This is a genomic window from Sphingomonas sp. AX6 (genome assembly GCF_902506605.1).
Classification (GTDB): domain Bacteria; phylum Pseudomonadota; class Alphaproteobacteria; order Sphingomonadales; family Sphingomonadaceae; genus Sphingomonas.
Genome location: NZ_LR733979.1, coordinates 2653937 through 2667278, shown reverse-complemented (window position 1 = coordinate 2667278; position 13342 = coordinate 2653937). Strand labels below are relative to the sequence as shown.

Annotated in this window: 8 protein-coding genes; 1 reads left to right on the top strand and 7 read right to left on the bottom strand. The window is 60.7% G+C overall.

The window, feature by feature from the left end:
• Window positions 1-4: 4 nt before the first annotated feature.
• The 4 genes from ENHY17A_RS12835 to ENHY17A_RS12820 form a co-directional block, all read right to left on the bottom strand.
• On the bottom strand, window positions 5-4699 hold the full coding sequence (locus ENHY17A_RS12835) for a MupA/Atu3671 family FMN-dependent luciferase-like monooxygenase (protein ID WP_201296399.1): 4695 nt from the start codon (window positions 4697-4699) through the stop codon (window positions 5-7).
• A 104-nt stretch (window positions 4700-4803) separates the two neighbouring features.
• Entirely contained in the window at window positions 4804-5727 is a 924-nt protein-coding gene (locus ENHY17A_RS12830; RefSeq protein ID WP_236547957.1) for a glycosyltransferase family 2 protein, read from the bottom strand.
• Window positions 5724-6878 carry a glycosyltransferase family 2 protein gene (locus ENHY17A_RS12825; protein WP_236547955.1) on the bottom strand — a complete coding sequence of 385 codons (1155 nt, stop codon included), beginning with the start codon at window positions 6876-6878 and terminating at the stop codon, window positions 5724-5726. Before ENHY17A_RS12825 ends, ENHY17A_RS12830 begins: the two co-directional genes overlap by 4 nt.
• A gap of 16 nt (window positions 6879-6894) precedes the next feature.
• Window positions 6895-7716: a 2OG-Fe(II) oxygenase gene (locus ENHY17A_RS12820; RefSeq protein WP_159713260.1), complete on the bottom strand. Its 822-nt coding sequence runs from the start codon at window positions 7714-7716 to the stop codon at window positions 6895-6897.
• A 227-nt stretch (window positions 7717-7943) separates the two neighbouring features.
• On the opposite strand from ENHY17A_RS12820, the gene ENHY17A_RS12815 reads away from it, so the two are divergent.
• A complete protein-coding gene (locus ENHY17A_RS12815; protein WP_159713258.1) occupies window positions 7944-9314 on the top strand; it encodes an oligosaccharide flippase family protein in 1371 nt (456 codons plus the stop codon).
• Here the strand turns inward: ENHY17A_RS12815 and ENHY17A_RS12810 are convergent.
• The 3 genes from ENHY17A_RS12810 to ENHY17A_RS12800 all read right to left on the bottom strand — a co-directional run bounded on the left by ENHY17A_RS12810 (window position 9284) and on the right by ENHY17A_RS12800 (window position 13295).
• Window positions 9284-10810 carry an O-antigen ligase family protein gene (locus tag ENHY17A_RS12810; protein WP_159713256.1) on the bottom strand — a complete coding sequence of 509 codons (1527 nt, stop codon included), beginning with the start codon at window positions 10808-10810 and terminating at the stop codon, window positions 9284-9286. The two genes, ENHY17A_RS12815 and ENHY17A_RS12810, sit on opposite strands and share 31 nt — an antisense overlap.
• Window positions 10807-11907 (bottom strand): hypothetical protein, encoded by a 1101-nt coding sequence (locus ENHY17A_RS12805; RefSeq protein WP_159713254.1) that lies wholly within the window; start codon window positions 11905-11907, stop codon window positions 10807-10809. Before ENHY17A_RS12805 ends, ENHY17A_RS12810 begins: the two co-directional genes overlap by 4 nt.
• A 593-nt stretch (window positions 11908-12500) precedes the next feature.
• Window positions 12501-13295: a WecB/TagA/CpsF family glycosyltransferase gene (locus tag ENHY17A_RS12800; protein ID WP_159713252.1), complete on the bottom strand. Its 795-nt coding sequence runs from the start codon at window positions 13293-13295 to the stop codon at window positions 12501-12503.
• Between the last annotated feature and the right edge of the window lie 47 nt (window positions 13296-13342).

Here is a 13342-nt window from a genome sequence, read left to right as displayed (position 1 = left end):
CCGCTCACCCTCCGACTGTTACATTGGCACCGCCATAGGCGCGGCGTTGCATCGCCAGCCGCCGACTGCGCGCACGGTCTCGCCCGCCGGTGTCGACCCGATTTCCGGCGGACGGTCCGTTTCCGAGATGCGCGCTTAACGCCTCTACGGTCGGAAAGCGGAACAGATCGGTCAGGCTGACCGGAGACTCAACGATTTCGACGAGCCGTCGATGCGCTTGCACCACCAGCAGCGAATGCCCGCCCAGATCGAAGAAATTGTCGTGCAAGCCCACAGACGGCACCTTGAGCACATCGCGCCATATCGCGGCGATCTGGGCTTGAAGCGGCGTGTCAGTGGTGCGCGAAGTCTCTATTGCGACGGGCGTGACGGTTGGATCGGGCAAGCCTGCGCGGTCTATTTTTCCGTTGGGTGTTCGCGGCATGACGGGGAGTGACACGAAGGTCGACGGGATCATGAAGTCAGGAAGGTTGCGGGCCATCGATGTACGCAGCGCATCGTTCGCGATCGTTTCGTCGGAAACGTAATATGCAATCAGCCGTGCGACCCCACCCTCATGGCGTGCAACAACCACCGCCTCTCGTATCTGCGGGTATTCCTGTAGCGCGCTTTCTATTTCGCCCAGCTCGACCCGGTAGCCGCGTATCTTGATCTGATGATCGACACGACCGAGGAACTCGATCCGGCCGCTGCTTGAGCGCCGCACGACGTCTCCGGTACGATAGGCGCGTCCGTCCTTAAAGGGATCGAGCACGAACCGATCGGCAGTCAGTTCGGGACGCGCGTGGTAACCACGCACGACCCCCGCGCCTCCGATGAGCAGCTCGCCGGGCGTGCCAGGGCGCACGGGACGCATCCGGCTATCGACGACGTGAAGCTGCTGGTTGGCAAGGGGGGTTCCGAGCGGCGGCGGGCCGCTTGAATTAGTTTCGAGTGATTGAACCGCCGACCAGATTGTCGTCTCGGTCGGGCCGTACATGTTCATTACCGTGCCGCCGACCAACTGGGTCATGTCCTCCGCAAGCGAAACGGGGAAGGGCTCCCCGCCGACCATCAACCGCTTCAGCCCACGAAGCGCCTCGCGGGACGCGCGATCGGTTGCCAGCATTTGAACCAGCGATGGTGTGCATTGGAGGTGCGTCACTTTGTGCCGCGCAATCAGCTTGTGCAGCGGTTGTTCGGTGCTGGTCGCACGCGGCGCAGTTGCCAATCGGCGCAGCATGTCGAGCTGAGGCAGTTGGTCGAGGACCGTTTGAGTCGCGATACCGAAGTCGATCAGGCAACCGATCTCATCTACCCCGACCGCCGCCAGTTGATGGACTAGATCGACGCATTTTTCCGGCGTTCCGAACAACCCGGCGGTATCGAAATAACGCTCAAACGCATGTTCCAGTAGCGCATCGGTTTCCTCAGGGCTTAAGCTTGCCAGATCGGGCTGCTCAGCGGCGTCGGCACCTTCGGGTCGCCGGAATGCCGGGAACGACCAGGCATATTGTTTGAGCAGGCTGGTAGAGGTTCGAAGATACTCGATCATCGGGCCGCGGGCGATGCGCCGAACCTCGTCGGCGTCATCACCAACGAAACTATGGAGCATCATCGTCACATGCCCGTCGCTGGGGTGCCCTGCCTCGCGCCAAGCGCGCCGATAGGCATCGAGCTTGACTGCTACCTCCGCTACACTTTGTCCAAGCAGATGAGTCAGCAGGTTAGCGCCGGCCCGGCCGGCTGCGGCAAAGGTTTCGGGGTTACCAGCCGATGTAATCCAGAAAGGCAGCTCTGTCTGCACCGGGCTCGGAAAAACACCGATTTCAACAGGTGTACCAAGTGGTCCCGGAAAGCTGCGCTTCTCGCCGCGCCACAGGGCCCGCACATCGCCAACGGTTTGCATGAGCGCGGCATTCTTGTCGGCGAAGTTGTCAGGGCGCAGCAAGAAGTCGTTCGGCTGCCAACCCGATGCGAAGGCGATGCCAACCCGTCCGTTCGAAAGGTTATCGACCAGCGCCCATTCTTCCGCGATGCGCGCCGGATGGTGAAGCGGTGCCACGCAGCTCCCAGCACGGATTTGCACCCGTGATGTGGAGACAGCGATCGCTGCCGAGATCACCGAGGGGTTGGGGTAGAGACCCCCAAATTCATGAAAATGCCGCTCGGGCGTCCAGACCGCTTCGAAACCATGGGTGTCGGCAAATTTAGCGCCTTCCAGCAGTAGTCGGTACTGGTCTGCGTTGCTGGTGCCGTCGTTGGCTGCGCTTGCGAAATAGAAGAGGCTGAACCTGAGCGAACGGGCATCGTTAACAGCAGGCTGGGATGGCGCGACGTCGCCACGCACCTCCCGCTCGGTTGCGATCACGACGTGATATCCGCGGGTAAGCGGCCAGCACAGTTCGAGCACCGATATATCGAAGCTCGGACTGGTGACCGCTAGCCAAACGCCGTCATCGTCGAGCCGCTCATCCATCCCCGCAAAGAAGTTCGCGACGTTGCGGTGTTCGACCATCACGCCCTTCGGTTTGCCAGTCGAGCCCGAGGTATAGATGACATAAGCGAGGTTCGCTTCGCCCGCCCCGCCGTCGAACCCGGCATCCGACATAGCCTGGATTAGGCCAGCATCGCCGTCGAGTTCGATGATCCGGGCGCCTGTCGTTGGTAACTCCCTCGCGAGCGAATGCTGTGTGACGATCGCGGTCAATCCTGAATCCGAAATCATATGTGCCAGTCGGTCGGCGGGATATGCGGGATCGAGCGGCACATAGGCGCCTCCCGCTTTGTGTATTCCTAAGATCGCCACCACGAGATCGACAGACCGTTCGAGGTGGAGACCGACGAGCGTATCTGGTCCAACGCCCAAACCCGCCAGATGCCACGCCAATCGGCTCGATCGGGCGTCCAGCTCGGAATAGGTGAGCGATATCCCGCGCGAGGTGACAGCGGCTTTATCAGGTGTTCGAGCGGCCTGGGCGGCGAACAAAGAATGGATACCGCAATCCGCATCGAATGGCGAGTCCGGGCCAGTGCTGACGGCGTTCAATTCACCAAGGTCCACGTTGGACATCAACGCTAGATCGCAGATTGGCTTGTCCGAAAAAGCAACGGCGTCACCTGTGAGCGCCTTATAGGCGCTTTGCAGATCTCGTACGGCTCCCGCGTCAACCCTTGTTGGATCGTAGTTCCACGCCAATCGTCCGGTTGATGCTTCAATCGCGACACCGATCACCGTTCGCGCGTCAAACCGCGCGTCGGCCAATTGATCGACCAGTCGTATTGAGACCGGATGCGCGAAACTTTGATTGCGCAGGTCGGGGCTGCGAGCAATTAAGTCGCGTGGCACGCCGACCCGCCTGTGCAGTGCTGCGATTTCTAAAGTCAGCGCGTTCTGGACCGCAGAAAGCGGAGCAGTCCAATCGAGTTCGACCTGTAATGGCAACTCGTCGGCAAACCATGGACGCAGCGAGCCGATGCGCGTCGAATGGACCGGATCTCCATAGCCCACACTGATCTTGCCTCGATCCGCTGTTCGGCCAAGCAAGGTGATCAAAGCTGCGAGGACCTGGTTTGGCGGGAGTGCGGGGGTGGCAGATTGTTCGACCGTGTAACGCGTCGTGCCTTGATCTGCGGCGCGAAAGACCGGGAGCAGCAGCGGGTCTCGAGCTGATAGATGCCTGCCCCACCAATTTTCGTACGTCGCCGCAGCGGCGTCGAGGGCATTGAGGGCTATCCGTTGCTCGCCGCCCGGAACGTGCAATACCGCTCCCACCATACCGGGCCATTGAGCCAGGATCTTGCCGTCACAATCTGTGAAGTGGAGAATGCGGACGTCATTGGTAGCGGTCGCTATGATGGGTGTGGCTCCCGCGGCTACCACTGATCCCGGTTCTTGGCCCGACCTGGTCGTCAATATTTCGAGCTGCTGTACCAAGACCAGCGTCTCGTCGACCAAAGCCTTGGGCGCACCGAGCGGATTACGATAGCTACCATGGTCGAGTGCCGTCACCATGCGCGCGATGGTTTCTGCAGCTTGGGCCCAATCGATCGTCGCGGCCATGTCCGGACGCTGATCGCGAGCGAACCAACGCCGCACTGGATCACGCTGGACGACCCGGCGCAAAGTACCACCAGTCAGACGGTCCGCGAGACGTGCAAAGCTTCGAAGCCCTGCCTCAAAGCATTTCATGTTGAGCGAAAGCGCAGTTTCACCAGCCTCGATTGCGATGGGCTCTTGCTCGACGATGTCCCCAGCGTCGATCTCATTGGTCATACAATGCCAGGTAACACCGTGCATCGCCTCGCCCGCCAGCAGTGCCCAAACCGGCGTATTGAGGCCGGCATAATCTGGCAGCGGCCCGTCGTGGAAGTTGATTGCTGCCATTCGCGGCATGGCGATCAAAGCGGTGGGCAACACGCGAAGATTGGTAATGCTGAACAGGTAATCAACGGACCCAAGCGAGTGGGTATCGACGTCAGCCAGGCGTGTGATCCTGGTCGTACCGGTCGCATCGCACCAGGCCGCCGCAGGACCATTGGCTGCCACCACGGCGACGATCGAATATCCGCGCGCGATCCATAGGTTCGCGCATTCCGCTAGAAGGCTGTCGTTGCCCACAAAAATGGCACGAAGCGAACGCCCCGTTGCTTCAGGATCCGCAGCGGGTATCGCGCCTGCGTTTTCGACCATTCGGCGCGGGTCATCGATTCCATCCATGCAGCTGTCCCTCCGGCGTTGCATGGTAAGTCGCGGCGTTAGCCTCGCCTATTTCAACAACCCTGTAGGAAGAAACCGGAAGGGGGCTTTGGCCCTAAATTTGCCTATTTATATTCGATCAACTTGCGGCGGCTGCGCCAGAAATCGATTTGCCCTTGGAAGTGCGGGAGCTTGCCCAGCGTGATGAAGCTCGCTTTCATTGCGCCACCTTGGTGCCGAACTCGCAGCCACAGTATCGGCCAAAAAGGCCAAGCGAGAGGCAGCGCCCAAAAGACATTGCTCACCACCTCACGCCACATTCGCGGGTTACGGCGTCCGCGCCGTGCCAGCGCTTCTGCGGTTGCGTATCCGCTTCGGCGATTGCGCTGCCACCATTGCGCAAAGCGTTTCATCGCCGCGTCGTGAATAGTCATGTCATGACCTATGCGCCGTATGCGCCAGCCCGCGGCACGTACTCGGTGGCACAGGTCCGGCTCCTCGCCTGCGATAAGCTCGGGCGAAAACCCCTGTCCGTCTTTGAATGCAGCCAGACGGAATAGAGCATCGCCGCCGGTCGTCTCCGCCAATCCAACGGGCGTGTCCCATTCGTCGTCACACAACCAGTTATAGGGACTGGCATCGGGATGCCTCTCGCGCCGTCGTCCGCACACCGCACCTAGCATGGGATCGGCAGCCAGAGTTTCGTGCGCAACAGCGAACCAGTCTGGCAACAACTCGCAGTCACCGTCGATGAAGTGGATGAAGTCGATCCCCGGTGCGTGTGACGTCAACCAGTCGACCCCTGCATTTCGTGCGCGCGCAGCGGTGAAGGGGCTGGCTGGGTCGAGCTCGACGACCGGAAGGCCGAACCCATATGCACAAGCCACACTGCCATCGCGCGACCCCGAATCCACATAGACGGTACGCGCTCCAACCGCGCAGACGCTTTCCAAGCATGTGCGCAGCCGTTCGCCTTCGTTACGGCCAATGACAACAAAGCCGGTTCTACGGATTGGCTGGCTATGCGGGGCTGGATCGTCCCGGCTCATGGCTTTCGCTCGGTGCGGACCCAGCGACCTTCACGCCGGGTTATGAACTGAAGCGCAATCGGAAGCTTCCAAGCGAAGTATCGGATCGATTGACCGAGCATATCGAACGGAACGATCTCGCGTCCGCACTTCGACCACGCCACACCAAGGCCCAGCACGAGTAGCGCCAGAGCGCCCGTCAATAGTAGCGCTGGCCCGAACAATCCGATGACCCACATTGTTAGCCATAGCGAAGTCACTGCCGCGATCAGCATCACGGTCGGGGGAATAATCTGGTCAGCTGCAACGATCAGCAGCGCAGGTCGCTGCCTGAGGCCTGCGACGATCAGGCGCGGGACGTTGCGGGCCATCCCATCCAACATGCCATGTTCCCAACGCCGACGTTGGCCCACCGTTGCTGCCTGCGAACTCGCAGGACTGAAGAAGGCAGCTCGATCCTCAAACAAGACGCGTTCGCCACCGATCAGTAGTCGAATGCCTAGGTCCAAATCCTCGACGAGTGATCCACCGCCCCAATCGATCCGCGCATAAAGCGCCTGCGGGAACGCCATCCCGGTGCCCTGAAGCAATGCGACGTCCGCCAAACGTTTCAGTGCCCGCTGACGAACAAGGTTTTTAACGAGGAATGCAAAGCAGGAGATGCGCACTAAAGGCGTTGCCTTCGCCGGAACGCTCAGCAGGTCGATCGCCTGTACGGCCGCATCCTCGTTGACTGCGGTTGCTGCAAGTTGACGAAGCGCGTGACGGTCTGGGATACAATCGGCATCGACGACGATGATCGCGCGTCTCCGGCCCTGCGCGACATATGGACGGGCAGCCTCCAGTGCATAGCCCTTGCCTCGCCGGTCGGGATCGACGCGCTCGGTGACGGTCGCGCCTAGCGATCGGGCGATCGAGGCGGTGCCATCGCTGCAATTGTCGGCAATGACGATCAATTGATCCCGGCTTCGCATTTGAGCGCGAACTGCCCGGATCGAATCTTCAATCCCGCGCTCTTCATTATGCGCCGGCATAAGCACCGTGAATGGAGGGCCATCTTTGGCAGGTGGACTCACCGCAGCCGCGTGGGAGCCAACGAAGCATTCGAGGGCCAGCATCAGTACCGGCACAGCGGCGATCGACGCCACGATCCAGGCGATCAGGTTCGGCAAGGAAGGTTCGATGATCCTACACCCCGCGGCGTCGCTGAAGGATTGGCGGTAGCCAGTCGGCCTTCAGATGGTGGAACATGATTTGCCAGTCGCGCTTGTCGTGGCTGCCAGGCCGAGCACGAAAGTCGGTGGTACGCTCGAACCGCATCATATCGCGCTTGGGCGCCGTGTAGTAATAGGTTGCGATCGAACGGCGGGTGCGCTCAGGCGGACAGGTTAGCGGATCGGGATGACCATGGAACGTGTCTTCCTCGGTGTTGAAAATCACCGCCCGCGCCATGACCGGCAGCACCGCCTTTCGACAACCGCGCATTTCTCGATCCCACAGCTCTAGAGCTCCGCCATATTCCTGCTGCCAGTCATCGTTCAAATAGATCAGCAGGTTAAGCCGCCGGTCGAGCCCCATAATCTCGTGGCGAGGGAAATCGGCATGAATACTCAGATGTCCGCCGCTTCTAATTTCGTGCAAGCCAGCGCCTGCGAAATAAGGGTCAGCGATTAAGCCCTCGATCCCGGTTAGCTCAGAAAGAAAGGTGACGAACGGCATCGAGTTCAGTTCGGCAAAAAGTGCGCGCGTCGCTGCCCCGTCGCACTCGTCGGGGCGAACTTGGAATTTCAGCCTTTCCTGATCCCGCGCAAAGCAGGTCCGTTCGCTATTGTCGGGAAACTCGCTGATTACCCGCCTTAGCAATTGGGGGTCGATGAATTCATCAAGCACGATGTGGGGGTAGGGATCGGCGGAGCGGTATTGGGCGGCACGGACACGACCCGCCTCCCGACACTGGCCGAGATCCAGGCTGTGATAACCCCCAAGGTCGGCGAAGCTCAGAACCGGCATCGCATCCTCATTTCCCGCTTATGACCGAAGGGTCGGCCGGGCGCTCCCCCAAGTGCGAGCGACAACCATATTAAACCGCGCGAGGGTGGCTCCTCACAAGCCGGGAAAACACCATCCCTTTTCCCATGATCGACCCGCCTGTGCCGAGTTTATAGAATTGAGGCGGACCGATCGGCCGGGGGGATTCGAGTTTTGACTATCGTCACGGACCAGGACCGGGGCCGGAAATGACAAGCTGGGCGGATCGTCGCTTCAGTCCGCGTGCCTCTGTGCGCCGGTTGACCAACTTCGCGCTCATCGACACGAACATCGTCTTCGCGTCAGTCATCCTCACCAATCTACTGCGCGCGGTGAGCAGCGTCGTGCTCACCCGGCTGCTGGTTCCCGAGGCGTTCGGGATCGCGGGAATTATCGCGTCAGTGTCGTTTACGCTGGGTATGATGGCCGATCTGGGCTTTCAGCCCTTCGTGGTGCGCCACCGCGACGGCGAAGAACCGCGTTTCCTCGATACCGTTTGGACGATTGCGATCGTCCGATCACTTGCAATCATGCTGGTCATGGCCGGGTTGTCTCAACCAATCGCCAATCTGATCGGAAAGCCTGAACTGGCATTTTTGATCGCCGTCGCATCGACCGGCTTCCTGATTGACGGCCTTGCGTCGCTCACCCTTATGACGGCGCTGCGTCATCGGATGGTGCTGCGATTGTCAGCGATCGAGCTGGTTGTCGCGCTATTCCAGTTGGTCGTCGCCACAGGTCTCGCCTTCATCTGGCGCGACTATTGGGCATTGTTGATCGCCATGCTGCTGGCCAGCGGTGCGAAGACAGCACTCAGCTATCTCGCGTTCCCGAACTCGAAGCGTCGGCTCGGTTTCGATAAGGGATATGCGCTTGAGCTCTGGAAGTTTGCACGGTTCGTAACCGGGTCGAGCTTGATCACAATTGTTATCATGCAATTTGACAAGTGGGTGCTGGCAGCCCTGATGCCGCTGAACGAGTTTGGATTTTATATTCTCGCGGTCAATCTAGCGACTGCGCCGCTCGCTTTTACTGCCGCATATCCCAGCCGCGTGCTCTATCCATATTGTGCGCAGATATTCCGTGAGGGGATCGAGGATCTGAGAGCGCTTTTCTACGCCAAACGCCAACTACCATCCCTACTTTACTGCTTTGCCGCGGGCGGACTCGTGGGTTCCGCGCCACTGGTCGTCGCGATCCTGTATCAGCCCACTTATGCAAAGGCTGCAGTCTACCTGCAGCTTCTGGCGATAGGGCCAATGTTTGCTCTGTCCACGAATAGCGCGAACGAAGCGTTGGTCGCGACCGGACGGATCCAGGCAACCCTATTTACGAGCATTGCGCGCCTGATCTGGCTCGGAATCGCCGCTCCTGCGGGATACATGATGGGCAAGGAAATCGGACTGGTTGCCGCTGTCGGGCTAATGGAGCCGGCAATATTGCTGTTCAAATGGATCCAACTGCAACGTGCTCGGCTGCTCGATATGCGGCATGAGGTAGTGTTTCTCTTGGCCGGTGGCGCGGGCGTGCTGGCAGGAATGGCGTTCGACTATCTGGTGCGCCATGCCCACTTGGTTTGAGCTGGAAGATCGACCGTCGAGGGCTCTGTACCGGATTTGCTCTCAACCATCGTGATAACCGGATTTCTGTCGCGGATAGCCACTAGCGCGGCCACGGTTCCAAACAGCGCGAATACGAACACCGCGGGCCGCGCGTTGAACGCGGTGAACACCAGCATCGACGCAGCCATTGCAAGGCCACCCAAGGCGAAGCAGGCAGCATCCATGCGCTCATTGGACCGCGCGCTCCACCGCCTTTGTCCCAACGCTTGACCAATGAAAAGGCCGTAGCAGCTTACGAATAGGGTGAAGCCTGCAATACCCGAGATCAGAAGCACCCAGAGATAGGCGTTGACGAAATCGACGATGCCTTCGCCCTGGCGCAGGTCGGATAATCGCTCGGTAATGTCGCGAAGCGCGAAGCCGAAGACCGGACTATCGCGAAACTCCTCCAACCCGCGCGTGAGTAGCATCCTGCGATAGTCCGACGTTTCACTGGAGGCTCCCGAAAGGCCAAGCGATTCGGACAGGGTCGCCGATGTCTGCGCCGCAATCGTCAGCGCCAGCCAAGCCCCCCCTGCCAGCAGCGCCAAGCGAACGATGCGCAGATATTGCCCGCGATAGGCCATTGCGACGACCACCGCGAGCAACAAGCCCATCCATGCGCCGCGCGATTGCGGTGCCATCAATCCGATGATCGCGATGGCCAACACCAGCAGATGATGAAAACGCGAACGAAACGCATCGCGCGCGAGCCACAGCGCGTAGGTGCAAATCGCCATGACGAACGCAGCCGAGGTCGATTCGAGAAAAGGACCCGCCGCGCGGAGCAGTCCGCCGCGCGACTTCACGAAATAATCGATCGGCACCATGTAGTTGACGTACAGCTGGTTATAGATCGGCCAGGCGCGCGAGACTTCGTAGAGAAGGATCGCTGCCAGCGCGACCGCGCCTGCGCCCAGCCACAGACGCATGTCGCGCATGGCGCCCAGCGTTGTGATCCCGCGGCTGACGATGAAATAAGGTAAGCCGAGATCGAACATGATGTTGATCGCGACCCTCAGGAAATGGGTCGGTGTGGCGCCCCGCGCCAGCGCAGCGACGAGCAGGAGAATGATGCCGATTGCTGCGACGTCGAACATTGCGCGTGGGTGCGCGCGGCGGCGATCGGCGAGCAACGCTGCGGCCGCACCCAACCCCAGCGCGTCGTGTACGCCAAAATCGAACAGCTTAATCGCGCCCGCTGCAGCCGGTGCGTCGAGCCCTGGCAGTAGCAACAGGCTGAACAGATAGACCGGGGCGATGCGGTCGCTGCGCCCCGACACAAGCGGCACCCAAAATAGCATCACCGCGTAAAGCAGTCGCGCGTCGGGAAGCGCCCAGGCGATGATCGGCATCGCTACCGCTGCTCCGATGACCCGATTGCCAAGCACGCGGGCGTGAGCAGGGGCGAGGCAGAACAAATAGAGCAGCATCGCCGCGCCCGACACCACCGCCAGATGCAGCGCGGCGGTCACGGATGCGCCTTTATGAAAGCGCGAACCGCTTCCAATTTTGGCGCATTACTTGTGGGTTGTCCGGCATATTCGCGCAGTCCCCATGCGCCATATTCACCGATTGGCGCAGTCGAGGCATAAAGGACGAGATCGTCGCCCATCTCGCGCCGCCACCGCTCCAGATAGGCGCGATAGGTCGCACCCATCAGTGAATCACGCTGGACGCGGCGCGCGAATTCGACGTCGCGCGTCACCAGATGCTGCCCGCCTTCATAGGCAATAAAGCGCTTGCCGAATTCGGCTGCGATCGCGCGGTTGCGGTGGGCGAACGAAAAGACATCGTCGATTGTCGCAGGCATCCGGTCGAAGACCCATTTCGGATCTGTGACGCGCTGTCCTTCCAGGTCGATCCAAATGTAGGGCGCAGTCGCCAGCGCATCGACGCAATCGGCCGTCTTTGCATGGCCTAGGATCACCCGCGCGCTTTCGGGATTGGCGTTGTGGCTGGCAGCGACGCGAATCAGCTTCCCAGGTCGATTGGCAAAAACTTCGCGCCAGATCGCCATCGCGGGGCACAGTTTTTGGGCGTAGCGGATGGCCTGAGCGCGCGTGGGGTCGCCACCGCCCAGGCCCGCCGCCAGCCCTTCGTCACGCGCCTGTCGTGCGGCCTCGAATTGATCGTTCCAAACCTCGTTTCCAAGCTCGACATAGACCGTAGCGGACGGGTCAACTCGTTCGTGGACCAGCCGAGCGAAGGCTCGGATATATGCGGCATCGGCGCGGTACGGCATCAGGAACCACGGATCGGCGCCGATCAGGTTGGATAGATCGACCATATCCTCGACCGACGCCCCCGCACTCGTCACTTGCGATGAACTAGCAGGGGTGCTGCGAGCATCCCAGCGCGCGGCAAAGTTGTCGTTGGTGCGTTGCCAGTCGAGAAACCGCAGCACCTTGAACCCTTTGAGAAAATCGATGAACTCGGGATGGAAGCGTTCCTTCGATGGACGCTCGGTTTCCCGGCAATCGATCTCTCGAAGCGGATCGGCCGGATCGGTTTGGCTGAGTTCGATCCAGCCACGTTCCTCCTCGCCGCCCACCGGGTTTAGCTGCAGCAACAACTCGCTTGGCGTGACTTGGATCGTGCGTGCGATCCCGCCTGTGTCTAGCTGACCCCGGCCCTGCCAGGTACAGCGGATTTGAGTGGGACGGAGCGGCGCAGGAGGAATGGTGAGCGTGCGAGGCGCCGTCTGGCCTGGCCGTAAAAAGCGCACCCATCCATCGGCATCAAGCTGATCGGGAGGCATCGATGACCAGCCTTGTCCGCGAGAGGAAAACCACTCGCTTTGGGAAATCAGGTTGGTGAAGACCTGCTGCCTGTAATAATCGTTGAGCCCGAAAAGGTTGAGGCCAATGCGGGTTGCAGGCGGGGGCGGTGCCGCTGGTGTGACGGTCGGTTGCTGAGAGGACGATCGATCAATAAGGCGCGGCGCTGCATGGGCGGCTAGAGCGAGGACCCCAATCGCCGCAAGTGCCAGCAATGCTCTTCGTTTCAAGCGTTGTAGCGGCGTATGCGTCCTTCGCCTACGTATCCTCTTGGCATCCGGTCGCTTCATGGTGCGTGAACCCCCGTTCTACCCATCGATAGTTTAGTGCAAGCGCTGGCGCCTGATATTGGGGAAACCGGGAAGGCGAATCGCGTGAGCAACCGCTAGGGGCGGTGAGCGACCGCCGGATGTGCTCGCCGCCAGTCGCGTGCGATTCCGAAGATTTCGGGGCCATCGACCAAGTAACGACGCCATAAACGTCGCGGATCACTGCCGAGCCGATAGAGCCATTCCATCGACAAATGCTGCATCGACTCAGGCGCACGGTTCTGAGCCCCGGTGAGGAAATCGAGACTGGCGCCGACGCAGAAACCAATGCCGGTCGCACCGCCCATCCGCGCGATCCGGTAAGCGAGCATTTCCTGCTGCGGCGACCCCAAGGCGAAGAAATGATAACGCGCGCGGGCATCGATCGCAAACCGCGCGGCGCACTCGACCGCGGCGGGATCGTCGATGAACCGCATCGGCGGTTCGTAATGCGCCACCGCGCGCAGGCCGTAACGATCAGCCAGCGCCGCGACACCGTCGGCGCCACCGCCAAGGATGGCGATGCGATCGTCGCGCCCGATCACCTTTTCGATCATCCGTATCGTCAGGTCGCTGCCCGGCAGCACCGGCAAGGGCAACCCGCTGCGACGTGCCAGCCGTGCGAGGATGCGACTGTCGCACAGGGTCATCCAGGCCGCGCGATAGGCGGGCCATAAGTCAGACCGATTGCGCTGAAGTCGAACAATGTGATCGACATTGGGTGTGACGATATAGGCGAAGGGCGCGTCGGGATCGCGGTTACGGATCACGTCGAACACATGCGCGTCGTCGTCGGCGGTAAAGGCCATGTCGATAAATTCTACCCGCGCAGCGACTGGTTGCAGCGCGGGCGAGCAATCTAAGTCGGACATTGGTCAGGGCCTCTCCAGTTCGTCCCGCGCCACCAGCGCATCGACCG